General features: G+C 34.5%; 27 protein-coding genes. 17 read left to right on the top strand and 10 right to left on the bottom strand.

Features of this window, described 5'->3' with window-relative positions:
• Positions 1-49: 49 nt before the first annotated feature.
• Together rpsT and coaA are read right to left on the bottom strand one after the other, a co-directional pair.
• Positions 50-283, bottom strand: coding sequence for a 30S ribosomal protein S20 (rpsT, locus tag MKY69_RS05750; protein WP_003105398.1), 234 nt, complete (start codon positions 281-283; stop codon positions 50-52).
• 68 nt (positions 284-351) lie between these two features.
• Positions 352-1,272 (bottom strand): type I pantothenate kinase, encoded by a 921-nt coding sequence (gene coaA / locus MKY69_RS05745; RefSeq protein ID WP_340791138.1) that lies wholly within the window; start codon positions 1,270-1,272, stop codon positions 352-354.
• Positions 1,273-1,522: 250 nt separating this feature from the next.
• On the opposite strand from coaA, the gene MKY69_RS05740 reads away from it, so the two are divergent.
• The 8 genes from MKY69_RS05740 to MKY69_RS05705 all read left to right on the top strand — a co-directional run bounded on the left by MKY69_RS05740 (position 1,523) and on the right by MKY69_RS05705 (position 9,257).
• Positions 1,523-2,122: a class I SAM-dependent methyltransferase gene (locus MKY69_RS05740; RefSeq protein WP_003103028.1), complete on the top strand. Its 600-nt coding sequence runs from the start codon at positions 1,523-1,525 to the stop codon at positions 2,120-2,122.
• A complete protein-coding gene (locus MKY69_RS05735; RefSeq protein WP_003102832.1) occupies positions 2,109-3,386 on the top strand; it encodes a pyrimidine-nucleoside phosphorylase in 1,278 nt (425 codons plus the stop codon). Before MKY69_RS05740 ends, MKY69_RS05735 begins: the two co-directional genes overlap by 14 nt.
• 13 nt (positions 3,387-3,399) lie before the next feature.
• Positions 3,400-4,062: a deoxyribose-phosphate aldolase gene (deoC, locus tag MKY69_RS05730; protein WP_003103647.1), complete on the top strand. Its 663-nt coding sequence runs from the start codon at positions 3,400-3,402 to the stop codon at positions 4,060-4,062.
• Positions 4,049-4,438: a cytidine deaminase gene (locus tag MKY69_RS05725; RefSeq protein WP_003108421.1), complete on the top strand. Its 390-nt coding sequence runs from the start codon at positions 4,049-4,051 to the stop codon at positions 4,436-4,438. Before deoC ends, MKY69_RS05725 begins: the two co-directional genes overlap by 14 nt.
• An 86-nt stretch (positions 4,439-4,524) precedes the next feature.
• Entirely contained in the window at positions 4,525-5,580 is a 1,056-nt protein-coding gene (locus MKY69_RS05720; protein ID WP_003106947.1) for a BMP family lipoprotein, read from the top strand.
• Between the two features lie 126 nt (positions 5,581-5,706).
• Complete coding sequence (locus MKY69_RS05715; RefSeq protein ID WP_003108422.1) at positions 5,707-7,239, top strand: ABC transporter ATP-binding protein; 1,533 nt, start codon at positions 5,707-5,709, stop codon at positions 7,237-7,239.
• Positions 7,232-8,299 (top strand): ABC transporter permease, encoded by a 1,068-nt coding sequence (locus MKY69_RS05710; protein WP_003106943.1) that lies wholly within the window; start codon positions 7,232-7,234, stop codon positions 8,297-8,299. The genes MKY69_RS05715 and MKY69_RS05710 overlap by 8 nt, the downstream gene beginning before the upstream one ends.
• Position 8,300: 1 nt before the next feature.
• The gene (locus tag MKY69_RS05705; protein WP_003105285.1) at positions 8,301-9,257 is read left to right on the top strand and encodes an ABC transporter permease; all 957 of its coding nucleotides are present in this window, start codon (positions 8,301-8,303) and stop codon (positions 9,255-9,257) included.
• Between the two features lie 188 nt (positions 9,258-9,445).
• On the opposite strand, the gene MKY69_RS05700 is transcribed toward MKY69_RS05705, so the two are convergent.
• From MKY69_RS05700 to MKY69_RS05685, 4 genes are all read right to left on the bottom strand, one after another.
• Positions 9,446-11,164, bottom strand: a complete 1,719-nt coding sequence (locus MKY69_RS05700) for a phospho-sugar mutase (protein ID WP_003105990.1) — start codon at positions 11,162-11,164, stop codon at positions 9,446-9,448.
• Between the two features lie 135 nt (positions 11,165-11,299).
• The gene (locus tag MKY69_RS05695; protein ID WP_100083868.1) at positions 11,300-11,869 is read right to left on the bottom strand and encodes an ECF transporter S component; all 570 of its coding nucleotides are present in this window, start codon (positions 11,867-11,869) and stop codon (positions 11,300-11,302) included.
• A gap of 31 nt (positions 11,870-11,900) precedes the next feature.
• Entirely contained in the window at positions 11,901-12,449 is a 549-nt protein-coding gene (gene coaC / locus MKY69_RS05690; protein ID WP_100083867.1) for a phosphopantothenoylcysteine decarboxylase, read from the bottom strand.
• On the bottom strand, positions 12,439-13,128 hold the full coding sequence (locus MKY69_RS05685; RefSeq protein WP_003106034.1) for a phosphopantothenate--cysteine ligase: 690 nt from the start codon (positions 13,126-13,128) through the stop codon (positions 12,439-12,441). The genes coaC and MKY69_RS05685 overlap by 11 nt, the downstream gene beginning before the upstream one ends.
• Positions 13,129-13,395: 267 nt before the next feature.
• On the opposite strand from MKY69_RS05685, the gene MKY69_RS05680 reads away from it, so the two are divergent.
• The 6 genes from MKY69_RS05680 to MKY69_RS05655 all read left to right on the top strand — a co-directional run bounded on the left by MKY69_RS05680 (position 13,396) and on the right by MKY69_RS05655 (position 19,862).
• On the top strand, positions 13,396-15,066 hold the full coding sequence (locus tag MKY69_RS05680; protein ID WP_100083866.1) for a formate--tetrahydrofolate ligase: 1,671 nt from the start codon (positions 13,396-13,398) through the stop codon (positions 15,064-15,066).
• Between the two features lie 102 nt (positions 15,067-15,168).
• Positions 15,169-15,450: a DUF1905 domain-containing protein gene (locus tag MKY69_RS05675; RefSeq protein ID WP_100083865.1), complete on the top strand. Its 282-nt coding sequence runs from the start codon at positions 15,169-15,171 to the stop codon at positions 15,448-15,450.
• Between the two features lie 54 nt (positions 15,451-15,504).
• Entirely contained in the window at positions 15,505-17,091 is a 1,587-nt protein-coding gene (gene cls, locus MKY69_RS05670) for a cardiolipin synthase (protein ID WP_013793949.1), read from the top strand.
• Between the two features lie 272 nt (positions 17,092-17,363).
• Positions 17,364-18,440, top strand: a complete 1,077-nt coding sequence (locus MKY69_RS05665; protein ID WP_013793948.1) for an aspartate-semialdehyde dehydrogenase — start codon at positions 17,364-17,366, stop codon at positions 18,438-18,440.
• A 39-nt stretch (positions 18,441-18,479) separates the two neighbouring features.
• On the top strand, positions 18,480-19,409 hold the full coding sequence (gene dapA / locus MKY69_RS05660; RefSeq protein ID WP_003106933.1) for a 4-hydroxy-tetrahydrodipicolinate synthase: 930 nt from the start codon (positions 18,480-18,482) through the stop codon (positions 19,407-19,409).
• 114 nt (positions 19,410-19,523) lie between these two features.
• Positions 19,524-19,862 carry an ATP cone domain-containing protein gene (locus tag MKY69_RS05655; RefSeq protein ID WP_003105122.1) on the top strand — a complete coding sequence of 113 codons (339 nt, stop codon included), beginning with the start codon at positions 19,524-19,526 and terminating at the stop codon, positions 19,860-19,862.
• Between the two features lie 27 nt (positions 19,863-19,889).
• Here the strand turns inward: MKY69_RS05655 and MKY69_RS05650 are convergent, their stop codons facing one another.
• Positions 19,890-21,137, bottom strand: a complete 1,248-nt coding sequence (locus tag MKY69_RS05650) for an aminotransferase-like domain-containing protein (RefSeq protein WP_103344486.1) — start codon at positions 21,135-21,137, stop codon at positions 19,890-19,892.
• Positions 21,138-21,365: 228 nt separating this feature from the next.
• On the opposite strand from MKY69_RS05650, the gene MKY69_RS05645 reads away from it, so the two are divergent.
• The 3 genes from MKY69_RS05645 to MKY69_RS05635 all read left to right on the top strand — a co-directional run bounded on the left by MKY69_RS05645 (position 21,366) and on the right by MKY69_RS05635 (position 23,615).
• Positions 21,366-22,910, top strand: coding sequence for an ABC-F family ATP-binding cassette domain-containing protein (locus MKY69_RS05645; protein ID WP_003105973.1), 1,545 nt, complete (start codon positions 21,366-21,368; stop codon positions 22,908-22,910).
• Between the two features lie 217 nt (positions 22,911-23,127).
• Positions 23,128-23,472, top strand: coding sequence for a hypothetical protein (locus MKY69_RS05640; RefSeq protein WP_100083859.1), 345 nt, complete (start codon positions 23,128-23,130; stop codon positions 23,470-23,472).
• A gap of 8 nt (positions 23,473-23,480) precedes the next feature.
• Positions 23,481-23,615 (top strand): hypothetical protein, encoded by a 135-nt coding sequence (locus MKY69_RS05635; RefSeq protein WP_257876014.1) that lies wholly within the window; start codon positions 23,481-23,483, stop codon positions 23,613-23,615.
• 239 nt (positions 23,616-23,854) lie between these two features.
• Here the strand turns inward: MKY69_RS05635 and MKY69_RS05630 are convergent, their stop codons facing one another.
• From MKY69_RS05630 to MKY69_RS05620, 3 genes are all read right to left on the bottom strand, one after another.
• The gene (locus MKY69_RS05630; protein WP_100083858.1) at positions 23,855-24,760 is read right to left on the bottom strand and encodes a diacylglycerol/lipid kinase family protein; all 906 of its coding nucleotides are present in this window, start codon (positions 24,758-24,760) and stop codon (positions 23,855-23,857) included.
• 101 nt (positions 24,761-24,861) lie between these two features.
• Entirely contained in the window at positions 24,862-25,512 is a 651-nt protein-coding gene (trhA, locus tag MKY69_RS05625) for a PAQR family membrane homeostasis protein TrhA (protein ID WP_003106926.1), read from the bottom strand.
• Complete coding sequence (locus tag MKY69_RS05620) at positions 25,496-25,954, bottom strand: DUF1836 domain-containing protein (protein ID WP_003106925.1); 459 nt, start codon at positions 25,952-25,954, stop codon at positions 25,496-25,498. The genes trhA and MKY69_RS05620 overlap by 17 nt, the downstream gene beginning before the upstream one ends.
• Between the last annotated feature and the right edge of the window lie 112 nt (positions 25,955-26,066).

Below are 26,066 nucleotides of genomic sequence, written 5' to 3'. Positions count from 1 at the left end.
ATGTCAAGAAAAAGAAAAAACTCCTGAAGGAGTTTTCATTGGATATTGATTAGCCAAGTTTTGCAGCAAGACGTGCTTTATCGCGGCTTGCTTTATTAGTATGAATCAAACCTTTTGATGCAGCTTTATCGATGCTTGAAGTAGCAGCGCGGTAAAGTTCTTCAGTTGGGTTAGCTTCATATACTTTGATAGCAGTACGCATAGCTGATTTTTGTGCTGAATTTTTTTCGTTTGATTTAACGTTAAGTTCAGCGCGTTTAATAGCTGATTTAATATTTGCCAATGTTTTCACCTCCAAATTAATCTAACTACACTATTATATAGAATAAATACTTGTTTGGCAAGTCTTTCTCACCGTTTGACGAAAATTTCATCAATTTTATGGTCTTTTGCTTTATGTAAAATAAGCTCTGCCCTAGTTCTAGTTGGTTCGATGAACTTTTTTAAGTTTTCTAAGTTAATTGTTTTCCACACATCTTTAGCAAAAGTTATTGCTTCATCACGAGGCATTTTTGCATACTTAGAATAAAAACTAGTAGCGTCAGCTTTAGCCAGATCTAGAATACGTTCAAAGCGTTCAATATACCAGTCTTCGATATGATTAGAATCTGCATCGATGTAAATTGAAAAATCAAAATAGTCACTCATATAAATATGATTGTTTTTTGGATTTTGAAAAACATTAATACCTTCGACAATTAAGAAATCTGGATTTTTAATGAATTGACGTTTGTCTGGAATAATGTCATAGATTTCATGTGAATACATCGGGATTTCAGCATCTTCACCAGTCTTCATTTTATCTAGGAATTCTAAAAGCAATTCCATGTCATATGATTGAGGAAAACCTTTACGATTGAGAATATTATGTTTCGTGAGATAAGCATTCGGATGTAAAAATCCATCTGTCGTAACCATTTCAACTTTGCTCGATCTAAAGGTACGTGACAATAAAAGCTGTAATAGACGGCTGGTTGTTGATTTACCTACAGCTACTGAACCTGAGATGCCAATAATGAATGGACGGAAGCCAATTTCTTTTTTTAGAAAAATTCCTTTAGTAAATGAAAGATTCTCTTGATTGATTTTATAGATTTTAATTAAATTGAGTAGTGGAAGATAAACTTCTGTTACATCTTTGATATTAATATTATCATTCAAACTGGTAATTGTTTCTAGCTCATCTTCAGTTAATAGAGGTTTAACTTTTTGATGTAACTCTTTCCATGATTTTCTAGATATTCTATCAAAGTTTGTATAATCTTTTGTCATCTATCTCTCCTGTTATTCGGCATTAGCTTAATTATAACACGAGAAAAACGAAATTGTAAGGAAAGGGCTTTCTAAATTTAATAATAAAACAGTAAAAATACATTATATGTATATACTTTCTAAAATAATGAATAGAATTCTATCAACTAAAAGACGAACATTATCATGAAAAACTATTATAACAAGCGTCTTGTAAACCATTTCAAAGTATGGTAGAATGAAAAAGCATCTTAAAAAGATAGGAATTTCTATGGCAAATATGTATTATGATGAAAACCCAGATAGTCAACATGACATTCATGAATTAAGAGTTTCCTTACTAGGAGCCACTTTTACATTTTTAACGGATGCTGGTGTTTTTTCAAAAAAAATGATTGACTATGGTAGTCAAGTATTATTGAGTACTTTATACTTCCATCCAGGAGATAAAGTCTTAGATCTCGGCTGTGGATACGGCCCACTCGGAATTAGTTTGGCTAAAGTTCAAAAAGTCGATGCCACAATGGTTGATATCAACAACAGAGCTATCGATTTATCTCAAAAAAATGCTGAGAGAAACGGTGTTACAGCTACAATTAAACAGTCCAACATTTACGGTAATGTTCAAGGAACTTTTGATCACATTATTAGTAATCCACCAATCAGGGCTGGAAAACAAGTTGTCCATGAAATTATCGAAAAAAGTATAAATTTTTTAAATAATGGTGGGGATTTGACTATTGTGATTCAAAAAAAACAAGGTGCACCAAGTGCAAAGGATAAAATGTCTTCAATTTTTGGTAATGTTGAAATTATCAAAAAAGATAAAGGTTATTACATTCTTAGGAGTATAAAGGATGAGAACAGTTGATTTAATTCAAAAAAAACGTGATGGTAAAGAGTTATCGACTCAAGAAATTGAGTGGTTAATTTCAGGATATGCTGATGGCAGTGTTCCTGATTATCAAATGGCTGCCTTTGCAATGGCAGTTTACTTTAAAGGAATGTCTACTCGTGAAACTCGTGACTTAACAATGAGTATGGTTAAGACCGGAGATCAGATTGATTTGTCTGCTATTAACGGGATAAAAACTGATAAACACTCAACAGGTGGTGTAGGGGATAAAGTTACCCTAATTTTAGCTCCATTAGTTGCAAGTTTTGGGGTACCCGTTGCAAAAATGAGTGGACGAGGTCTTGGTCACACTGGAGGTACACTTGATAAGCTTGAAGCTATTAAAGGTTATCAAATTGACCGAAGTCAAGATGAATTTATTAAACAAGTTCAAGAAATTGGTGTTTCTGTCATTGGACAGTCCGATCGGTTAGTAAAAGCAGATAAATTACTTTATGCTTTACGTGATGTAACAGCAACAGTTGACATTATTCCCCTTATCGCAAGTTCAGTAATGAGTAAAAAAATTGCAGCTGGAGCAGACAGCATCCTGCTAGATGTAACAGTTGGTGATGGGGCCTTTATGAAAACCATTGAGGATGCAGAAAAGCTATCGCGCCTTATGGTTGATTTAGGAAAAGAAGTTGGTCGCAAAACTATTGCTGTTATTACTAACATGAGTCAACCCCTAGGACAAGCAATCGGAAATCGTTTAGAAGTTCTGGAAGCAATTGACATCATGCGAGGAAAAGGTCGCGACGATATCACTCATTTTATCTGTGAATTAGCACAATTGATGTTAGAATTAGCTGGAGTGGAGAAAAGTCTCGAAGAGATTAAAGACCAATTAGTTAATGGAAAAGCACTAAAAAAATTCGAAGAGATGATTTCTTATCAAGGTGGGGATTTAGAAGATTTATATCGTCCTTCTAATTCACCTGTTAAAACAGAAATTCTAGCAAAAGAGGAAGGCTATATTTCTGAATTGCCAGCTTTGGAATTTGGATTAATTGCTATGAGATTAGGTGCAGGTCGTGCAGTAAAGACAGACCCATTAGATTATGAAAGTGGAATTGTCTTTGAGAAAAAAGTTGGCGATTACATTACTATTGGACAAGTCATCGCAACGGTTTATTCTTGTGAAGATTTAGATCAAAATGTGCTTACAGATTTCGAAAAAAATGTTAAAATAAGTAAGGAACACTTTGATACAAAAGAGATTATTGAAATTATATCCTAAGGAGGATACATTTGTGAAAATTAATAAATATATTGATCATACTTTGCTAAAAGCTGACTCAGTTAAAGGTCAAATTGATCAATTATTAGAAGAAGCTAAGGAATTTGACTTTGCAAGTGTCTGTATAAATCCTTCATGGGTTTCATACTGTGCTAAAGAACTAGAAGACACAGATGTTAAAGTTTGTACTGTAGTTGGATTTCCATTAGGTGCAACAACTGCTGAAACAAAAGCCTTTGAAACAAAAAATGCCATTGCAAACGGTGCAGATGAAATTGATATGGTCATTAATATTGGTTTATTAAAACAAGGCGATTTCCAAGCTGTTGAAGATGATATTCATGCAGTTGTTGAAGCAAGTGGTGATAAATTAGTTAAAGTTATTATTGAAACATGTTTATTAACTGATGAAGAAAAAGTTAAAGCTTGCCAACTTTCAGTTGCTGCTGGTGCTGATTTTGTTAAAACATCTACGGGATTTTCAACAGCAGGTGCCAATATTTCAGATGTTAAACTAATGCGTCAAACAGTTGGACCTGATATTGGTGTTAAAGCTGCTGGGGGAGCTCGTTCTTTAGAGGATGCCGCAGCATTTATCGACGCTGGTGCAACAAGAATTGGTACATCATCTGGTGTGAAAATTGTACGTGGGGAAATTGCTAATGGTGGCTATTAATTTAGTTCAATTAGCAATTGATGCAAGTAAACATGCTTATGTTCCATATTCTCATTTTCCTATTGGTGCCGCATTACTTACAAAAGAAGGACATGCATTTTCAGGCTGTAATATTGAAAATGCTAGTTTTGGTTTGACAAATTGCGGAGAGAGAACAGCTATTTTTAAAGCAGTCTCTGAAGGCTATCAAGAATTGTCAGAAATTGTCATTTATGGTCAGACCAAAGATCCGGTTTCTCCATGTGGAGCATGCCGTCAAGTCATGGCGGAGTTCTTCCCACCTACAGCAAAAGTAACTTTAATTGCAAAAGATGGCAGAACCCAGGAAATGACAGTAGGTGACTTACTACCCTATTCTTTTACAGATTTAAAATAATCTGACTTATTTTGTTATTCAGCCATAAGGCTTTATATTATTTTTCAGCAAGTAATTGCTAGAAACTTTTAGGAGGGTTCATTTAGATGAACAAGAAAATTATTGGTCTTGGTTTAACTTCAGTAGCATTATTAAGTTTAGCTGCTTGTGGTAATCGTGGTGCTTCAAAATCTGATAGTAAAGATGCTAAAACTGATTTGAAAGCAGCGATTGTAACTGATACTGGTGGTGTTGATGATAAATCATTCAACCAATCAGCTTGGGAAGGTTTGGAAGCTTGGGGTAAAGAAAATGGCCTAAAAAAAGGTGCTGGTTTTGATTACTTCCAATCTAACAGTGAATCTGAATATGCTACTAACCTTGATACTGCAGTATCAAATGGTTATAAAGTTGTTTATGGTATCGGTTTTGCTCTAAAAGACGCAATTGCCAAAGCAGCTGGTGATAATACTGATGTAAACTTTGTAATTATTGACGATGTAATCGAAGGTAAAGACAATGTTGCAAGCGTAACTTTCGCTGATAATGAAGCTGCATATCTTGCTGGTATTGCTGCTGCTAAAACTACAAAAACTAAAGTTGTTGGTTTTGTAGGTGGTATGAAAGGTACAGTTATCACTCGTTTTGAAAAAGGTTTTGAAGCTGGTGTTAAATCGGTTGACGACTCAATCAAAGTTAAAGTTGACTATGCTGGATCATTTGGTGATGCCTCTAAAGGGAAAGCAATTGCAGCTGCCCAATATGCTGGTGGTGCTGATGTAATTTATCAAGCTGCTGGTGGTACTGGTGCTGGTGTCTTTAACGAAGCTAAGAGTATCAATGAAAAACGCTCTGAAGATGAAAAAGTTTGGGTTGTCGGTGTTGACCGTGACCAAGAAGCTGAAGGTAAATACACAACTAACGATAAAAAAGAATCTAACTTTGTATTAGCTTCATCTATTAAACAAGTTGGTAAATCAGTTGAATTAATTAACAAACTTGTTGCTGATAAGAAATTCCCTGGTGGAAAATCAACTGTTTATGGTTTGAAAGATGGTGGTGTTGACCTTGCTACTACAAACTTAAACGACGATGCTATAAAAGCAGTTAAAGAAGCAAAAGAAAAAATTATTTCTGGTGACATCAAAGTTCCTGAAAAATAATAACTAAAAAGAACGACCTTCGTCGGTCGTTCTTTTTAGACTGAGATACTTTTATCTCAGTAAAGCTTGTGACTAGTGACAAGCTTTACTGAAATAAAAGAGTGAATTGAAAGGAAGCACAATCCCATGATTCAATATGTCATTGAAATGAAAGACATTACAAAAAAATTTGGTGAGTTTATTGCAAATGATCATATTAATTTGCAAGTTGAAAAAGGTGAAATTCATGCCCTTTTAGGAGAAAATGGAGCTGGCAAATCAACATTAATGAATATGTTAGCTGGTTTATTAGAACCTACTGAAGGTGAAATTATCATTAATGGGCAGGTAGTTGATATTGATTCGCCATCAAAATCTTCTAAACTAGGAATTGGAATGGTTCACCAACATTTCATGTTGGTAGAGGCTTTTACTGTAGCTGAAAACATAATTTTAGGAAATGAAACAGTCAAAAATGGCGTTTTGGACCTAAAACAAGCAAGTAAAGATATCAAAGAATTATCAGAAAAATATGGTCTATCTGTAAATCCAGATGCAAAAGTTGCTGATATCTCTGTTGGAGCACAACAACGTGTTGAAATCTTGAAAACATTATATCGTGGTGCGGATATTCTTATCTTTGATGAACCAACAGCAGTATTAACTCCATCAGAGATTAAAGAATTAATGTCTATCATGAAAAATTTGGTCAAAGAAGGTAAATCAATTGTATTGATTACTCATAAACTTGATGAAATTCGTGCTGTAGCAGATAAAGTTACAGTTATTAGACGTGGTAAGAGTATCGAAACAGTTCCAGTAGCAGGGGTTAGTTCAAAAGAACTTGCTGAAATGATGGTGGGTCGCTCAGTATCATTTATTACAGAGAAAGATCCATCACAACCTAAAGATGTCATCTTATCTATTAAAGATTTGGTTGTAGATGAAAATCGAGGTGTTCCTGCAGTTAAAAGTCTTTCACTTGATGTTCGTGCTGGTGAAATCGTTGGTATTGCTGGTATTGATGGTAATGGACAAAGTGAGCTTATTCAAGCTATTACTGGCTTAAGAAAAACAAAATCTGGTAGAATTACAATAAAAAATAAAGATGTTACGCATATGTCTTCTCGTCAAATTACTGAATTATCAGTTGGTCATGTTCCTGAAGATCGTCATAGAGATGGACTAGTTTTAGATCTTTCCTTGGCAGAAAATACTGCTTTACAAACTTATTACAAAGAACCATTAAGTAAAAATGGTATTCTAAACTACAACAAAATTAATGAATATGCTCGTAAATTGATGAAAGAGTTCGACGTTCGAGGCGCAAGTGAATTAGTACCTGCAAAAGGATTCTCTGGAGGAAACCAACAAAAAGCAATTATAGCTAGAGAAGTTGACCGTGATCCGGATTTACTGATTGTTAGCCAACCGACTCGTGGACTAGATGTTGGTGCAATTGAGTATATTCACAAACGTCTAATTGAAGAACGTGACAAAGGGAAAGCAGTCTTAGTTGTAAGTTTTGAATTAGATGAAATATTAAATGTATCAGATAGAATAGCAGTAATTCATGATGGTAAAATTCAAGGTATTGTAAGTCCTGAAAACACTAATAAGCAAGAATTAGGTATCTTGATGGCCGGTGGTTCGATTGATAAGGAGGAAGAAAATGTCTAAAAAGGCACAACAAATTGCAGTACCAGTCATATCCGTATTATTGGGATTTATACTGGGTGCAATTATTATGTTTATTTTTGGCTATGATCCAATCTGGGGATATGAAGGATTATTCCAAGTCGCCTTTGGTAGTGTTAAAAATATTGGTGAAATCATGAGAGCAATGGGTCCACTAATTCTAATTGCGCTTGGCTTTACAGTTGCAAGTCGCGCTGGATTCTTTAATATTGGTCTTTCTGGTCAAGCTTTAGCTGGTTGGATTTCATCAACTTGGTTTGCTTTAGCACATCCTGAGATGTCTCGCCCTTTATTAATTCTTTTCACCGTTTTAATTGGTATGATTGCAGGCGGAATTGCTGGGGCAATTCCTGGTATTTTAAGAGCCTTCTTAGGTACTAGTGAAGTTATTGTAACTATCATGATGAACTACATTATTTTATACATCGGCAACGCTGTTATTCAAAATGGTTTTGCCAAAAGTATAAAACAAAGTATTGACTCTTCTATTCAAGTTAGTAAAAATGCTAGTTACCAATCCCAATGGTTATCAGATTTAACTAATCATTCCCGAGTTAATATTGGAATTTTCTTTGCAATCATTGCTATAGTATTAATTTGGTTCTTACTCAATAAAACGACCTTAGGATTTGAAATTCGTTCAGTTGGTTTAAATACACATGCTAGTGAGTATGCAGGTATGTCTTCAAAACGTACAATCATTCTTTCGATGATTATTTCAGGCGCTTTAGCTGGACTTGGAGGAGTCGTAGAAGGTCTTGGTACATTTGGCAATGTCTTTGTTCAATCTAGCTCTTTAGCAGTTGGTTTTGATGGGATGGCAGTTAGTTTATTAGCGGCAAATAATCCAATTGGAATATTCTTCTCATCATTCTTATTTGGTGTCCTAAATGTTGGAGCACCTGGTATGAACATTGCTGGTATTCCACCAGAACTTGTGAAAATTGTTACAGCCTCAATTATCTTCTTCGTTGGAACGCATTACCTGATTGAACGTTATATGATTAGAACGAAAAAAATAACAGTGAAAGGGGGTAAATAAGATGAGTATAGTTACAATTTTATCCTTATTAATGTCCTCAATGCTTATTTATGCAACTCCTTTAATTTTCACTAGTATTGGTGGGACCTTCTCTGAAAGATCTGGTGTCGTTAACGTTGGTCTTGAAGGGATTATGGTTATTGGTGCTTTTACTGGTATCATTTTCAACCTCGAGTTTGCTAAGGTGTTTGGAGCAGCAACACCATGGATTTCAATCTTAGTTGCTGGGATTGCAGGTTTAATTTTCTCACTTATCCATGCTGTAGCAACAATTAACTTTAGAGCAGATCATATTGTTAGTGGTACTGTTTTAAATTTACTAGCTCCTTCATTAGCAGTTTTCCTTGTGAAAGCATTTTATGGTAAAGGACAAACTGATAATATTCAAACTTCTTTTGGTAAATTTGATTTTCCAATATTATCACAAATTCCAGTGATTGGTGATATTTTCTTTAAAAATACTACATTAATTGGATACACTGCAGTAGTATTTTCATTTGTAGCTTGGTATGTCTTGTATAAAACAAGATTTGGTCTACGCCTTCGTTCTGTTGGTGAACACCCTCAAGCAGCTGATACTTTAGGTATTAATGTTTATTTGATGAAATACTATGGTGTAATGATTTCTGGTTTTCTTGGCGGAATCGGAGGAGCAGTTTATGCTCAATCTATTTCAGTAAACTTTGCTGTTACGACAATTTTAGGTCCTGGATTTATTTCTCTAGCAGCAATGATTTTTGGTAAGTGGAATCCAATTGGAGCAATGCTTTCTAGTTTATTCTTTGGTTTATCTCAAAGTTTGGCAGTTATTGGAAGTCAGCTTCCATTCCTAGAATCAATTCCACCAGTATATTTGGAAATTGCCCCTTATGTTTTCACAATATTTATCCTAGCAGCCTTCTTTGGTCAAGCTGTTGCGCCAAAAGCTGATGGTGTTAATTATATTAAATCAAAATAAATAGAGCAGAAATGCTCTTTTTTGTTTTATAGGAATAGAAAATCGATTCAGGCGAGTGACTCTTGAATGGAAAACGAAAGAACTAGGAAATTTTTCCTAGTTCTTTAACAAAAAAAAGGTCCATTGGACCAAGGTGTTCTCTATCATATTTCATGGAGAACAGAAAAAAAGGTCCACTGGACCTTTTTTTAATCTACGAATGCATTAATTTCTTTTTCGATTGTAGCAATTTTTTCTTCAGCTTTTTCTAAAGTTTCACCAACAGTTGCGATGTAGAACTTGATTTTGGGTTCTGTACCAGAAGGACGAACTGCAAACCATGAATCATCAGCAAGTGTATATTTTAATACATTACTTGGAGGAGTTGTTAATGGTTTAACGTTTCCTTGAGCATCTTTTGCTGTTTGTTCTTGGAAATCTTCAGAAAGTATAATTTCTGTATTGTTAAATTGACTTGGTGCATTGTCTCGGAATTTATTCATAATTAAATTAATTTGAGCAGCTCCATCAACACCTGAAAGTGTTAGTGAAATGGTTTTCTCAGCAAAGTAGCCATATTCTTTGTAGATTTCATCAATACCATCTGCTAATGTTAAACCACGAGAGCGGTAGTAAGCAGCAATTTCAGCAACTATTAATACTGCTTGAATAGCATCTTTATCACGTACGAATGGTTTAATGAGGTAACCGAAACTTTCCTCAAATCCAAACATGTAAGTATAGTTATGTTTTTCTTCAAATTCTTGAATTTTTTCTGCAATGAACTTGAAGCCAGTAAGAACATTAAACATTGTTGCACTGTAGCTTTCAGCAATCTTAGTAACTAACTCTGTAGACACAATTGATTTAGCTAGAGCAGCATTTTCAGGTAAAGTACCTGCTTGCTTATGAGCTTCTAAAATATATTTAGCAATTAAAGCGCCGATTTGGTTACCTGACAAATTCCAATAAGAACCATCCTCCTGACGAATTTCAACACCTAAACGGTCAGCATCTGGGTCGGTTGCAACTAAAACGTCAGCATTTACTTGACGACCTAATTCTTCAGCAAGAGCAAATGCTGCTTGGCTTTCTGGATTGGGAGATTTTACAGTTGAAAAATCAGGATCAGGTTTTGCTTGTGCTTCAACAACTTCAACAGATTCAAAACCTGCTTGAGCCAAAGCACGGCGAGCAAGCATTTCACCAGTACCATGTAGTGGTGTATATACAATTTTCATGTCACGTCCGTAGTTGTCGATTAAGTCTTGGTTGATATTGACATCTTTAACTTCTTTTAAGTATTCTTTATCAATAGCTTCACCAATGACTTCGATTAAACCTGTTTCTTTAGCTTCTTCTAAATCTGCTAGTTGAATTGAGAATGGGTCTTCAATAGCTCTAATATAGTCTGTAAGAGCATCAGCGTCTACTGGTGGCATTTGTCCACCATCTGCACCATAAACTTTATAACCGTTAAATGGAGCTGGATTATGGCTGGCTGTGATCATGATCCCTGCAAAAGCTCCAAGGTGACGAACAGCAAATGATAATTCAGGGGTTGGTCGTAAGCTTTCAAAAACATATGACTTAATGCCATGCGCAGCTAATACTTGTGCTGATTCAAAGGCAAATTCTGGTGAAAAATGACGTGAATCATAAGCGATAGCGATTCCTGCATCTTTAGCATCCTGACCTTTTGACTCAACCAATTTGGCTAAACCCTCAGTAGCTTGACGTACTACATAAATGTTGATTCGGTTTGTTCCTGCACCAATGTAACCACGCATCCCAGCTGTACCAAATTCTAAATTGGTATAGAAGGCATCCTCCATAGTTTTATCATCCATTGATTTAAGTTCTTCCATAAGATAATCTGGAAGAGTAGAAACAGCTAACCATTTTTGATAATTTTCTTTATAAGTCATTATTTGCTCCTTTATATTTTTAAACGCTTTCATTATACCATTTTGGAATGAAAAAATCATCTTTTTTTTATAGAGATTTCATTGCTTACATAATTAAATTTTCAAAAAAACTTACTTCGAAGAACAAGTAAATTTTTATTTCTTCAATTTTGTTAAAGTAGGGACTATTGCAAAGACAACAAGGGCAGAAATTACCATTTCAGCAATTGCATTTGTTGAAACAATTGTAGTTAACAAGGCTTTAATATTTCCGTTAAATACAGTAGCAAAAAAAACAAAAATTCCGCTAAGGACAAAAACTGTATTACTTAAAGATCCAATTATTCCTGATAGAATGAGTCCTGCCTTATTTTGCATCATTTTATAGATAAAGTATGGGAAGACACCAATTAGAATTCTTGGAACTAAAGCAATAATAATAGAGTAAAAGTTACCATTAGTGACAAATGGAGAGAAAAGGTAGCTGGTTGGTAAAAGGACAATGGTATTGGTAATAATACTTATAATACCCATTAATCCACCTAAAATGGAACCGATTTTAGGACCATAAACAATTGATGCTACAATTACTGGGATGTGAACAAGTGTCGGTTTAATTGGGACCGGCCAGATATTAAAAACCATTGAACTGATAAAGTGAATCAGTAGCATAATGGCAAAAAAGATTGAAATAGTAGCAATCGTTGATGCTTTAGAACGGTTCATAAGTAAAAAAAACTCCTTTAAAGTTATAAATTTATTTAATTTCAGATAAGTTAAGAATTTCCGATACGATAGTCTCGATATCAGCTAAGGCACCAGTTCCAATGTCTCCACAGGCTAGTAAACTCGATTTCGGTTTGATTTCATAAAAACCAACTGAGGCCAAGCGTTTTAAATTTTCTTGGGTAATTAGGTTTGTGTACATTTTTGTATTCATTGCTGGCGCTATCATTTTTTTTGTCTCCTCAGGCAAAGCCAAGGCGACACCTGTCACTATGCTGTCTGCAAAGCCATATGAAAGATGAGCAATCGTATTGGCACTAGCAGGTGCGACAATGAACAAATCGGTATTTTTGGCCAGGTCAATGTGATTAATTTTGGAAACATCATCTTCATCCATGATATCCAAATGGACTGTGTTTTTTGAAAGGACTTGTAATGTGAGTGGAGTGATGAAAGCTTGGGCAGCTTTAGTCATTAATACAGTTACGTGATAGCCCTCTTTAACAAGACGACTCGTTAAATCAGCAGCTTTATAGGCTGAAATGCTACCGGTAACTGCAAGAGTAATTTTAGTTATCATATGCGCTCACCCTTTCAAAAATAGCTTGAGCAATTTCTTGATTCGATTCTAACTTTTGAACATTTTCAGCGGAAACTAATAATGCCGGATGCTCGTCTTTGTTAATACCACTTAAGTCATTAGCAATAATTGCAGCGGCTTTATTGTTTCGTAAACTGTCTCTGGCTACATTAATCAATTCCTCCTCAGATACGTTAACAAGTAATTTGAAACCAATTAATTGAATAGTTGGATTCCAATCCTTAACCATTGAAATGACTTTGGGCGTTTTTTTAAGAAAAAGAACTTGGTAGTCTGATTTTGAAGAAATCTTACTTTCTTTATTTTCTTTTTCAAGTAAGGTCAGGGGGTTACTTGTAGCTAGCAATTCATCCATGTCTGTCATATAGACTGGGGTATAATCAGAAACTGCCATGGCATGAATAAGACAGTCATTTTCTTTAACTAAAGGTTCTAAGGTCATCAATAAGCTATCAACATTACTAATGATATAAGTAGTTAAATTAGTATGTGGATCTGGCTTAATAGTAGCATTAGTTGTAACAAGAGTTACTTGGTCACCATGGTCTAAAAATAATTGAGCGATTTCTTTTCCTGTTTGACCACTTGAATGATTTGTAATCCCTCTAACAGAATCAATCTTTTCAGTAGTTCCACCAGATGTAATTAATATTTTCATAGCCTTATTTTACACAAAAATCACTAGTTAGTAAACGTTTTAATTCGCGGATGAATTTATAGAATATTTAATCTAAAATTATACATATATTAAATCAGAGCAGATATCTCGTTATGTTCGGTTTAATTTATTTAGATTTTCAAAAAAATGAAATAATCTTGTAAAAATAGCAAGAAACCGAACATTAATTATATATAAATATATATTTGTTTGTTTGTGTTGCGACTGTGGTATAATAGTCATATCTTAACTAACAAGGAGACTAAAGTGAAATCAGATATAGAAATTGCTCAAAGCATAACACTCAAACCTATTACAGAAATTGTAGAAAAAGTTGGGATTACCTATGATGATATTGAATTATATGGTAAATACAAAGCAAAATTATCCTTTGATAAAATTCAATCATTAGAAAACAATAAAGTTGGCAAACTAATATTAGTTACTGCCATTAATCCTACACCAGCGGGTGAAGGAAAATCAACAATGAGTATTGGCTTAGCAGACGCTCTCAATAAAATTGGTAAGAAAACAATGATTGCCTTACGTGAACCTTCTTTAGGACCTGTTATGGGAATAAAAGGTGGAGCTGCTGGTGGCGGTTTTGCACAGGTTTTACCAATGGAAGACATTAATCTTCATTTTACAGGAGATATGCATGCCATTACTACAGCGAATAATGCCTTATCAGCCTTAATTGATAATCATTTACAACAAGGAAATGAACTTGAGATTGATCAACGCCGTATCATTTGGAAACGCGTTTTGGATTTGAACGACCGTGCACTTCGTCAGGTTATTGTTGGTCTAGGAAGTCCGCTTAATGGTGTACCAAGAGAAGACGGTTTTGATATAACCGTAGCTTCTGAAATCATGGCCATTTTGTGTCTTTCAACTGATTTAGCTGATTTAAAAAAAAGATTAGCAAATATTGTTATTGCCTACAATAAAAACCGTCAGCCTGTGTATGTTAGAGATATAAAAGTTGAGGGTGCTTTAACATTAATTCTTAAGGATGCTATTAAACCAAATTTAGTTCAGACTATCTATGGAACCCCTGCACTGGTTCACGGTGGACCTTTTGCTAACATTGCTCACGGCTGTAATTCAGTACTTGCAACAAGTACTGCGTTACGCTTAGCTGATTATACAGTTACAGAGGCTGGATTTGGAGCAGATTTAGGGGCTGAAAAATTCCTCGATATCAAGGTGCCTAATTTACCAACAACTCCTGATGCAGTTGTGATAGTTGCTACTTTACGTGCACTCAAGATGCATGGTGGTGTGGCTAAAGCTGATTTAAATAATGAAAATGTTCAAGCTGTCCGTGATGGCTTTGCCAATCTAAAAAAACACGTGGAAAACATCAGAAAATATAATGTACCAGCTGTTGTTGCCATTAATGAGTTTGTAGCTGATACAGAGGCTGAAATTGCAGCACTTAAAGAATTGTGCAAACAAATTGATGTCCCTGTTGAGTTAGCAAGTGTTTGGGCCGATGGTGCTGATGGCGGTGTCGAATTGGCACAGACTTTAGTAGAAGTTATTGAAAAAGGTCAAGCAAATTACCGTCGCCTTTATCAATCAGAAGATGCTATCCAAGAGAAAATTAAAAAAATCGTTACCGAAATTTATGGTGGTCGCTCAGTTCAATACTCTGGTAAAGCCTTAAATCAATTAAAGCAGTTTAGTGAATTTGGTTGGGATAAATTACCAGTTTGTATGGCCAAAACACAATACAGTTTTTCAGATAATCCAAATCTTTTAGGTGCACCAAGTGAATTTGACATCACAATTCGTGAATTTGTTCCAAAAACTGGTGCTGGTTTTATAGTTGCTTTAACTGGTGATGTAATGACTATGCCTGGTTTACCAAAAGCTCCTGCTGCCTTAAATATGGATGTATTAGACGACGGAACTGCTATTGGTTTATTCTAAAATAATTAAAAGAGAATCTAAGATTCTCTTTTTTTATGGGAAGGAATAGAAAATTTTGATAAACTATTGATGATAGACTTGACTAGAAAGGTAATAAAAAAGATGAAAACATATACTTATCAATCAACTATCTATGCAGTTCCTGGAAAAGGAGGAGCTTATACTATTTTTCCATATAATATTAGAGAAGAATTCAATAAAGGACGTGTTAAAGTCCATGTTACATTTGATGGCTATGATTATGATGGGCCAATTGTTAACATGGGAATAAAGGATGAATTCGATCAAGTTGTCTATATTATTGGAATCAGAAAAGATATTCAAAAGGCAATCAATAAAACAATTGGCGATACAGTTGAAATAACTCTTAGAGAAAGAGATTAATTGATTCCTGTCTAATCATTGAATATGATATAATATCTGTTAATATCAAACTTTATGGAGGAAAGGCACATTAATAATAAAACAAAAGTAAAGCATCTGCTCCATAAGAGTAAATTAGGATTTTTGCGAGGAATCTTCAGCCGGGGGACAGTTATTGCTATTCTGATTGTCATTCAATTAGTTTTTATTTATCAGTCCTATGCCTGGATGGAGCAATATCGTTATTGGTTAACAATTGTTGAAGCCATTTTTTCAATGTTTATTGTTCTATATCTAGTAAATAGTGAAATGGATGCTATTTCTCGGGTTACATGGCTAATATTAATTATGATTGCACCCTTATTAGGGTCCTTGTTTCTAGTTTATACAAAACTAGACTGGGGTTATCGAGGCTTAAAAAAACGAATTAATCACTTAGTCGATGAGAGTAGTAAGTTTATGAAAAATGATCAAGAGATTTTAGAAGTCTTAAAAGGAAAGACTTCAACTACCTATCATTTAGTCCAATATTTACAAAGAACAAGTGGCAATTTCCCAGTTTATGATGGGACGCGGACAACCTACTTTCCAGGTGGCGAAGATTTTTTTGAAACCTTGAAAGCTGAGCTATTAAAGGCAGAAAAATATATCTTTATGGAATTTTTTATTATTGCAGAAGGTCTTATGTGGGGTGAGATTTTAACAATTTTAGAGAAAAAAGTTAATGAAGGCGTCGAGGTTAGAGTATTATATGATGGAATGACTGAGCTTTCGACTTTGTCACTGGATTATTCAAAACGTTTAAGTGAATTGGGAATCAAAGCAAAATCATTCCTACCAATTTCCCCAATTATTTCGACCTATTACAATTACCGTGATCATCGGAAAATTGTTGTTATTGATGGGGAAGTAGCATTTACTGGTGGTATTAACCTAGCTGATGAATATATAAATGAGATTGATCGCTTTGGTCATTGGAAAGATGCTGGTTTGATGCTTGAAGGGAAAGCTGTTGACAGTTTCTTAGTTCTTTTTCTACAAATGTGGTCAATTTCTGAAAAAGAAATTATCATTGAACCCTATTTAATAGAACATACAAAACACATTCCGTCTGATGGTTACATTATCCCCTATGGTGATTCACCATTAGATACAGATAAAATTGGCGAGAATGTTTATATCGATATTCTTAACCATGCCAGAGAGTATGTATATATAATGACACCATACCTTATCTTGGATAGTGAGATGGAGCATGCTTTACGTTTTGCGGCCGAACGTGGTGTTGATGTCAGAATAATTATGCCCGGTAACCCAGATAAAAAAATTCCTTATGCCCTAGCAAAAACTTACTATAAAGCTTTAATGTCATCTGGTGTAATCATTTATGAGTATAAACCTGGCTTTGTTCATTCGAAAATCTTTGTCAGTGATGGCATGAAAGCAGTAGTGGGCACTATTAATCTTGACTACAGAAGTCTTTATCATCATTTCGAGTGTGCAACATATTTATATCGTGTATCGATTATTTCCGATATCTTAAAAGACTTTCAAAAAGTACAAGAACAATCCAAATTAGTTACACCTGAAATGGTTAATAATCGGCCATTCCATCAAAAACTTGTTGGTTTGTTGGTAAAAACAATTGCACCCCTCTTGTAATTAAAGAATCTTTCTGTTATGATAGGTACATGCGATGAGTCGATTGTGGTCTTAGACCACTTTTGCGCGGGGAGGTCATTAAGGCAGGAGCCGACTTTGATAAATTGTGTGAACCCTTTTATCACATTCTTTGAATGCCCCAAACCTTTGTCTTTTGACAAAGGTTTTTTTTTTTGACTTTTCAAGTTAAAAATTTTACGCTATAATAAGTAAATATAAATTTTTTGAAAATTTTAAATATAGTAAACAATAGTTTATAGTGAGGTAGAAAAATGGGTTATACAGTCGCTGTTGTTGGTGCCACAGGTGCCGTTGGAACACAAATGGTTAAAATGTTGGAAGAATCTAGCCTTCCAATTGAAAAAGTTAGGTTACTAGCTTCATCAAGATCAGCTGGTAAAACTTTAACTTATAAAAATGAATCAATTGTTATTGAAGAAACGACTGAATCTGCTTTTAAAGGAGTTGATATTGCTTTATTTTCAGCCGGAGGATCTATTTCTGCAAAGTATGCTCCATATGCTGTTAAAGCAGGAGCAGTTGTTGTAGACAACACTTCTCATTTTAGACAACATCCTGATGTTCCTCTTGTTGTTCCAGAGGTTAATCCACAAGCAATGGATAATCACAATGGTATTATTGCTTGTCCAAATTGTTCTACAATCCAAATGATGGTCGCCCTTGAACCTATTCGTCAAAAATGGGGCTTGGAACGAATTATTGTTTCAACTTATCAAGCCGTTTCTGGAGCAGGTCAATCAGCTATAAATGAAACACTTAATCAGTTTAGTCAAGTTATTAATGAAGGTTTGAATCCAAAAGATGTAACAGCTAATATTTTACCTTGTTCAGGAGATAAGAAACATTATCCAATTGCTTTCAATGCTTTAGCTCAAATTGATGTTTTTACTGCTAATGATTTCACTTATGAAGAAATGAAAATGACAAATGAAACGAAAAAAATCATGTCGGATGATTCCATTAAAGTTTCAGCAACATGTGTTCGTATTCCAGTTTTATCAGCTCATTCTGAATCAGTCTATATTGAAACTAAAACTGTTGCCCCAATTGATCAAGTAAAAGCAGTAATAGCAGAATTCCCTGGTGCTATCCTTGAAGATGATACTGCTCATCAAATTTATCCTCAAGCAGTTAATGCTGTAGGTTCCAGAGAAACATATGTTGGCCGAATTAGAAAAGATCTCGATATTGAAAATGGCTTGCATATGTGGGTTGTCTCTGACAATCTTTTAAAAGGTGCAGCTTGGAATTCTGTTCAAATTGCAGAAACTTTACATGAGAGAGGTTTAGTGAAAGCTAGTCAAGATTTAAAATTCGAGTTGAATTAACACTTACAACAAAACCCAATGGAAGATAGCAGGTACTCTATGTCTTATTCACAACTTAAAAACTGTCACATTATTACAGCTTTAGTTACACCATTTCATGCAGATGGTTCAATCAACTTTGATGCCTTACCAAAATTAATTGAACACCTCTTGGATCATCATACAGAAGCTATTCTTCTTGCTGGTACAACGGCTGAGAGTCCTACTTTGACTCACCAAGAAGAGCTTGAATTATTTTCTGCAGTGCAGAAAATCGTCAATGGACGTGTTCCCCTAATTGCTGGAATTGGAACAAATGACACCAGAGACTCTGTCGATTTTGCCAAAGAAGTTGATGCTTTTGGAGGATTTGCAGCCGGTTTGGCCATAGTTCCTTACTATAACAAACCGACCCAAGAGGGCCTTTATCACCATTTTAAAGCAATCGCTGATGCTAGTGATTTACCAATTATTATCTATAATATCCCTGGCCGAGTTGTGGTTGAACTTCATCCGGATACTTTGTTGAAATTGGCAGAGCATCCAAATGTTATTGGTATCAAAGACTGTACTAATTTGGATCACTTGGCTTATATTATTGAGAACAAGTCTGAAGAGTTCTTGGTATACACTGGCGAAGACGGACAAGCATTTCACGCAATGAACTTAGGTGCTGATGGCCTAATCAGTGTCGCATCACATACTAATGGTGATGAAATTTATAACATGTTTCAAGCAATAGAAGCTGGGAAGATTAAGGAAGCGGCGAAAATACAAAGACGATTTTTACCTAAAGTCAACGCCTTATTCTCTGTAGCTAGTCCAGCACCTGTTAAAGCAGTTCTCAACCATCAAGGATTTAATGTTGGGCCATTGCGTCTTCCGCTTGTAGCCTGTACTCGAGATGAGGCCGATAGCATTATTGCGATTGTCCTTGACAAAGCGCCTAAAGAATATGTGACAACTGGTGTCCTCAGACCAGATTACTAAGAAATTAATCTAGATAATTCTTATAAAGTATTGCAAGGTGCAATAACTTGACAAATGGTCAAAAGATTTGCATAATGTAAGTAAGTTGAAAACAAGATGAAAAGAGGCGGTACAATGCAAATAATTAAACGTGATGGTCAGGTTGCAGAATTTAATCCTGATAAAATTTATCAAGCCATCATTAAAGCTGCACGAACTGTATATGTTATTGATGAAACTTGGCGCCAAAATTTAGCACAGGTTACAAAAAAAGTTGTTCTTGATTTAGAAGAAGCGAAGGTTGAAAAACCAACTATTAATATGATTCAATCTTTAGTCGAGAATCGTCTGATGGATGCAGGCTTTATCAATGTTGCTGAACACTATATTTCATATCGTCTTCAAAGAGATCTTGAAAGAAATGGTTATGGTGATAGTATTATCGTCCATCTCCGCTTTGAGCAAACAAAATAAAAAGAAAGCAAAGAATTTGCTTTCTTTTTATTTTATCCAATCTTCCAGCAATGGAGCTAGAGTTTCCCTCAATTTGAAGATGACGTAGATAGATTTCTTGTTATTAATAATTTTGTGAGAGACTTTTTTGATTTCTGTTGGAATGATTGTTTTCTTAGGTACCTTTATTATAAGATCGGTAGGAGTAACATGATAAGCATTAATCATTTGATTGCCTGTAAAAATATCACGGTAGTGTCCTCGATTAGTAAAGAAAAAGTGAATCTGATTTTTGAGATTTTTACTAAACATACCATTTGATAAATAAAGAGCTAAAGCCTTTTGCATAATTAAATTGGTATCAAGGTCAATGAGTGATTTATGGCGTATAAAATCAATCCGCAATTCTAAAGGTAACACAAGAGCTGCAATCCGTAAAGATGGAAAAACAGTTATTGAAAAAGATTTTAGGTAAATTACTCGATCATTAGTATCATAGTAATGAATTGGCGAATCATTCCCTTTGGCAAAATCTCCAAGGTAATCATCTTCAACAATATAAACTTGATATTGTTTGGCCAAGTCTACAATTTTTTCTTTTTCTTCTTTTGTATAGGATAATCCTAAGGGATTTGAAAATCGTGAGATGGTATAGAAAAATTTGATATTACCTTCTTTAAATATTTCCTCTAAAGTTTTCAAATCAATTCCATGAAAATGACGTTCAATAGTTTGATAAGGAATCTTTAATGTTGTTAGCAGATTTTCCATCCGAGAATAACTTGGTTTTTCAATCAGAATTGTTTGATTGCCATTAGGAAAAGGCATCTGACTTAAGATATAGAGAGCTTGCTGACTACCAGAAGTAACCATAATGTTCTTTAATGATGTAAAGACTTGATTATTGATAAAGTAATGGGAAAGTGACTTGATCAATTCATCTAAACCTTCTTCTTTATGATAATAGTTGAAGAGTTGATTTTCTTGATGGTTAAGTGCTTGATTAAGACACTGCTTAAAATCTTCAAAAGCTTCATGATTAACTTGCTCTAAACTTTTAGTTGAGTCAGACTGACTGTCCTTAATATTTCCCAAAACATAATAACCGCTTTTAGCTACCGGATAGATTAAATTATTGAATTTTAATTCGAGTAGAGCCCGTTGTACGGTATCCTTACTACATTTATATTGTAAACTTATTTTCCGAATGGAAGGAAGTTTATCACCCTCTTTAAAATAATTATCTGTAATGGCTTGTGTTAAGTCATTTACAATAGTTTGGTAGATGCTCGTCATATTTTGTCCCCGTACAGATTTTTTTCTATTTTACCTTAAATAATTCATAGTGGCAAATTCAAGGTTTCCACTAATTATTGAATTGACAAAGCTCTGCGATTTTGCCATAATGACTATAGATATTAGCCGTTGTAACGGCTTTTTTGATGATTTGTGAGCACAAGATAATAGCTCTGCGATTTGTGAAAGGAAAAAATGCTTTGGTGTTAAATCAAAGATAATGAACATATGAGTATCTTAGAAGTAAAAAATTTGAGTCACGGTTTTGGTGACCGTGCAATCTTTGAAAATGTCTCTTTCCGACTTTTGAAAGGGGAACATATTGGCCTAGTTGGAGCTAATGGTGAAGGAAAGTCAACCTTCATGAGTATCGTTACGGGTCATCTAATCCCTGATGAAGGAAAAGTTGAATGGTCTAAATATGTAACAGCTGGTTACCTGGATCAGCATACTGTTCTTGAGCAAGGGCAAACAGTTCGTGCCGTTTTGCGTACAGCATTTGACGAGCTCTTTAAAACAGAAGAGAGAATCAATGAAATTTACATGTCAATGGCTGACGAAGGGGCTGACGTTGAGGCTTTGATGGAAGAAGTTGGTGAACTCCAAGACCGCCTTGAATCTCGGGATTTTTATATCCTTGACGCAAAAATCGATGAGGTGGCGCGTGCTCTTGGCGTTATGGAATTTGGGATGGAATCTGATGTGACAGAATTATCGGGTGGTCAAAGGACTAAAATCTTATTAGCTAAGTTACTTCTTGAAAAACCAGATATCTTATTATTAGATGAGCCAACCAACTATTTAGATGCTGAGCATATTGATTGGTTGAAACGTTATCTCCAAAACTACGAAAATGCTTTTGTATTGATTTCGCATGATATTCCCTTCTTAAATGATGTGATTAATATTGTTTACCATGTTGAGAATCAAGACCTTGTTCGCTATTCCGGTGATTATTATCAGTTCCGAGATGTCTATGAAATGAAAAAATCACAATTAGAAGCAGCTTATGAACGTCAACAAAAAGAAATTGCTGATTTGACTGACTTTGTAAACCGAAATAAAGCGCGTGTAGCAACCCGTAATATGGCCATGTCAAGACAAAAGAAACTTGATAAAATGGATTTGATTGAATTACAGGCTGAAAAACCAAAACCAAGTTTTGAATTTAAAGAATCTCGTACACCAAGTCGTTTCATTTTCCAAGCGCGAGATTTAGTAATTGGTTATGATCGTCCCTTGACTAAAGATTCGTTGACTATAAATTTTGAACGAAACCAAAAGATTGCTATAACTGGGGCCAATGGTATTGGTAAGTCGACACTATTGAAAAGTCTCTTAGGAATTATCAAACCACTTTCAGGTGAAGTTGAACGTGGTGACTTTATTGAATTAGGTTATTTCGAACAAGAAGTAGCAGGTGGAAATCGACAAACACCACTTGAAGCTGTTTGGGATGCTTTCCCTGCACTTAATCAAGCTGAGGTGCGTGCAGCATTAGCAAGATGTGGTTTAACATCTAAACATATTGAAAGTCAAATTCAAGTTTTGTCTGGTGGAGAACAAGCTAAAGTAAGATTCTGCCTCTTAATGAATAGAGAAAACAATGTATTAGTTTTAGATGAACCGACAAATCACTTAGATGTCGATGCCAAAGATGAATTAAAACGAGCATTGAAGGCTTACAAAGGATCAATATTAATGGTTTGTCATGAACCTGACTTTTATGAGGGTTGGGTATCTGATGTCTGGGATTTTAATCAATTAACATAAAAAAAGCAACCTAGAAATAAAATTTTCTAGGTTTTATTACGCATATTACTTGACCTAAAAAAAATAAAATAATATAATGACAATATAAATTAAATAACGTGTTGTCACTTTTACTAAACCCTTACCTATAAGGTTTATCAGTCTTTTTACACATTATTTAATCTTGTTTTGACTTGGAAGAATTCAAGTGAATAAAAAATATTTGGAGGGCAATATTATGTTATCTCAAGAAAAAATTGATCAAATTGTTGACCAAGTTGCAGACTTTGCTAAAACTTCAATTGGTAGTTTAGTAAATGGGGAAGTAATCGAACAAAAGAAATTACCAGAAAAAATTAAAGATAAAGTTATCTATGTAAAAGAAAATGTTAGCCCTAAAAAAGATAAGGTTGTCATTGAAGAAGAACCAAGGAGAAAAGTTATGTTTAATAAAAATAAAAATGTAGAATCAGTTAGTCAAAAAAATAAATTTGATATGAAAGATGTTTTTCAATTGGTAATATTATTAGTACCAGTTCTAAGATTATCAAAAAAAATGTTAAATGGTCGTAAAATGAAATAGGAGTACCTATGACTAATAAAAAGTCAGGTCTACTAGTTGGTTTGCTGACAGGGACACTTGTAGCAGTTTTATCTTATTTCAGTTTACCTAAAGAAGATAAAGATAGCTTACTAGAAGATGCTAATCAGAGAGTGGATGAATAACAGGCAAATATTAGCAGGTTAAAAAACTATTTTGACAAGACAAAATAAATAATATTTGTCGATTTATCTTTTCAAATAATAGGGTTGTAACTTATTATTCTTAATATGAATAATAAGCAATGATAATTATATTGTTTTTAAAGAAAGGGTGATGATTTTAAAAAACTACTTCGATGTTCGACCTGATAATTCGGACATAAATATGATAAGACACGAAAGAGGCCCTCAGGGGGCCTCTTTCATTTTGGAACAATGACTTGAATTGCTTTTTGTAAGACAGTCAATCTGATAGGAAGACGACTACTTTTATCGCCGTCAACTCGTGTCCGTGGATTAAATGGTCTATGAGGATTAGTTGGTTCAAGACTGAGTTCGTTAGCACTAAAATGGTGAATTTCTCTAGCTCTTGAAAAATCTCCTTTGTAAAAGTCATTCCTATGACGGAGAAATTTGAAAAAAGATACTTTTTTCATTGTGTAAACTTGAAAGTGCCCGTCATCTATTGCGGCATCTGGAGAGAATGATGGCATGCCAGCAATGGTATTAGTCATTGTAATCAGTAAAAATTTGAGATCAGCAATATACGTATTATTCTGCTCATTGATTATAATTGAATAAGTTCGATTCCTGCGAAGAATGCGTAGACTGTCTTTGAGAAAAGCCAAGGGTCCATATTTACGTTTGCTCTCACTTGTAACATTAGCAGCAATATCAGCCAATAAGCCTAAAGTTAAACTACTAATCATATAATCATTGTTAACTTTGCAGATATCGACAGCTTTAATTTGTCCATCGAAAATATTATCTATGGCTGCCTGGTAATCAAGTGGAATGTCTAAAGCTTGAGCAAAATTATTTACTGTTCCTGATGGAATAAGGCCAATTCGAGAATGGGCACCACCTTCGTATACACCTGAAATAACTTTATTAATTGTACCATCACCGCCGAGTGGAATGATGATATCAACACCGTTATGGCTGGCTGCTTTTGCTAATAAAAATAATTCTTCTATTGATTTTGGGATTATTATAGTAATATTTGATTCTGAGATTCCTTTGGTGATAAGTGATGCCTTAACAGTACTAGCTAAAAGGTCATCTTTTTTTCCAGAATTCGGATTGAAAAATATTGCTACTGTGGTCATTAAGTCCTCTTTTCTAATAATTTTATTATATCACTAAAAGTTTAAATGTTGCTAAAAAAGACTAGTCGTTTGACTAGCCTCTTTGTCTTGTTAATTTTTTCTCAGAGCATATAATAAACAATTGCAATATATTGTAAAGCGGATGCTAAGAGGATAAATAAATGCCAAATCATATGATAATACGGTTTCTTTTTAGCATAGAAGGCTGCGCCTATTGTATAAGATAAGCCACCTAGAAACATCAATATCCCAAATATTAGTCCTGTTTTTTGAATTAAAGTTGGTAAGATAAAGACGATTAACCAGCCCATTATCAGGTAGAGTGCAAGACTGAATTTTTCATTTATATTTTTAGCGAAAATCTTATAGAGGATTCCGAAAATAGTGATACCCCATTGGAGAATAATGATAGTATAGCCTAGCCAACCACCGACAAGTGATAAAGCAACTGGTGTATAAGAACCGGCAATAGCAATATAAATCATGCTGTGGTCAATGATCCGCAGTATATACTTTTGAGGTGATCCGTAGGTCATTGAGTGGTAAATAGTTGATGATAAAAACATTAAGAAGAGACTAATCACGAAAATTGAAGAGCCAACAGCTGCCTGTAAATTGTAAGTTTGATATGAATAGATAGCTGTAATCGGAAGTAGGACAAGCATTGTCGCTGATCCAATTGCATGGGTTGTTGCATTTGCCACCTCCTCTCCAAAGGATAAGGGAAGACTTTGTTTAAAGGTTTGATTCATTTTTTGGTACCTCTTGTGTAATTTCGACTAGTTGAAGGGTTTGGAAGTAGTACTTAATTGTTTGACAAGCGTTGATAATTATCTCAGGAGTATCTTGAGTTTTTTCCTCATTCCAATAGTCGACGAATGTATCATAAAGTACTTGAGAATTGGACTTTTCTTGGAGCTGGCTTAAAACTTGTGCAATGGCCTGGATTGGAAAAGCATTTTTTAGTATGGTAACAGCTATTAACCTAGCAACTTGTTGTTTTTCATATTTCTTTTTGATTGGCTTAGCCAGATATCCATGTTTGACATAATTGTTAATCATTGAAGCAGTAACTTCTTTTTGGATGGCCGGGCTACCAAAATTAGTTGTTTTATTGGTATAGAGTAACAACTGATCTAAATATAAATCAAGATCTGGTAGTTGTTCCCATTTTGGCAATATTGGAAAAGTCATTTTTTAAAAACCCCTTTATATAGTTTCAATAACCAGATAATAACATTATTGAAAAAACAAAGCAAGAAAAAAGTTAATTGTGAAAAAATAGCAAAATCTATAAGAAAGTTAT

The sequence above is a fragment of the Streptococcus sp. FSL R7-0212 genome, assembly GCF_038007985.1.
Classification (GTDB): domain Bacteria; phylum Bacillota; class Bacilli; order Lactobacillales; family Streptococcaceae; genus Streptococcus; species Streptococcus parauberis.
Note: the sequence above shows the minus strand (reverse complement) of the source record. Positions and strands in the feature narration are given on the sequence as shown.

Bases quoted from the DNA above. Each gene is read 5' to 3' on its own strand.
- coaA (WP_340791138.1), bottom strand. From the start codon at position 1,272: ATGACAAAAGATTATACAAACTTTGATAGAATATCTAGAAAATCATGG.
- MKY69_RS05740 (WP_003103028.1), top strand. From the start codon at position 1,523: ATGGCAAATATGTATTATGATGAAAACCCAGATAGTCAACATGACATT.
- MKY69_RS05735 (WP_003102832.1), top strand. From the start codon at position 2,109: ATGAGAACAGTTGATTTAATTCAAAAAAAACGTGATGGTAAAGAGTTA.
- MKY69_RS05725 (WP_003108421.1), top strand. From the start codon at position 4,049: ATGGTGGCTATTAATTTAGTTCAATTAGCAATTGATGCAAGTAAACAT.
- MKY69_RS05720 (WP_003106947.1), top strand. From the start codon at position 4,525: ATGAACAAGAAAATTATTGGTCTTGGTTTAACTTCAGTAGCATTATTA.
- MKY69_RS05715 (WP_003108422.1), top strand. From the start codon at position 5,707: ATGATTCAATATGTCATTGAAATGAAAGACATTACAAAAAAATTTGGT.
- MKY69_RS05710 (WP_003106943.1), top strand. From the start codon at position 7,232: ATGTCTAAAAAGGCACAACAAATTGCAGTACCAGTCATATCCGTATTA.
- MKY69_RS05705 (WP_003105285.1), top strand. From the start codon at position 8,301: ATGAGTATAGTTACAATTTTATCCTTATTAATGTCCTCAATGCTTATT.
- MKY69_RS05700 (WP_003105990.1), bottom strand. From the start codon at position 11,164: ATGACTTATAAAGAAAATTATCAAAAATGGTTAGCTGTTTCTACTCTT.
- MKY69_RS05695 (WP_100083868.1), bottom strand. From the start codon at position 11,869: ATGAACCGTTCTAAAGCATCAACGATTGCTACTATTTCAATCTTTTTT.
- coaC (WP_100083867.1), bottom strand. From the start codon at position 12,449: ATGATAACTAAAATTACTCTTGCAGTTACCGGTAGCATTTCAGCCTAT.
- MKY69_RS05685 (WP_003106034.1), bottom strand. From the start codon at position 13,128: ATGAAAATATTAATTACATCTGGTGGAACTACTGAAAAGATTGATTCT.
- MKY69_RS05675 (WP_100083865.1), top strand. From the start codon at position 15,169: ATGAAAACATATACTTATCAATCAACTATCTATGCAGTTCCTGGAAAA.
- cls (WP_013793949.1), top strand. From the start codon at position 15,505: ATGGAGGAAAGGCACATTAATAATAAAACAAAAGTAAAGCATCTGCTC.
- MKY69_RS05665 (WP_013793948.1), top strand. From the start codon at position 17,364: ATGGGTTATACAGTCGCTGTTGTTGGTGCCACAGGTGCCGTTGGAACA.
- dapA (WP_003106933.1), top strand. From the start codon at position 18,480: ATGTCTTATTCACAACTTAAAAACTGTCACATTATTACAGCTTTAGTT.
- MKY69_RS05655 (WP_003105122.1), top strand. From the start codon at position 19,524: ATGCAAATAATTAAACGTGATGGTCAGGTTGCAGAATTTAATCCTGAT.
- MKY69_RS05650 (WP_103344486.1), bottom strand. From the start codon at position 21,137: ATGACGAGCATCTACCAAACTATTGTAAATGACTTAACACAAGCCATT.
- MKY69_RS05645 (WP_003105973.1), top strand. From the start codon at position 21,366: ATGAGTATCTTAGAAGTAAAAAATTTGAGTCACGGTTTTGGTGACCGT.
- MKY69_RS05640 (WP_100083859.1), top strand. From the start codon at position 23,128: ATGTTATCTCAAGAAAAAATTGATCAAATTGTTGACCAAGTTGCAGAC.
- MKY69_RS05635 (WP_257876014.1), top strand. From the start codon at position 23,481: ATGACTAATAAAAAGTCAGGTCTACTAGTTGGTTTGCTGACAGGGACA.
- MKY69_RS05630 (WP_100083858.1), bottom strand. From the start codon at position 24,760: ATGACCACAGTAGCAATATTTTTCAATCCGAATTCTGGAAAAAAAGAT.
- trhA (WP_003106926.1), bottom strand. From the start codon at position 25,512: ATGAATCAAACCTTTAAACAAAGTCTTCCCTTATCCTTTGGAGAGGAG.
- MKY69_RS05620 (WP_003106925.1), bottom strand. From the start codon at position 25,954: ATGACTTTTCCAATATTGCCAAAATGGGAACAACTACCAGATCTTGAT.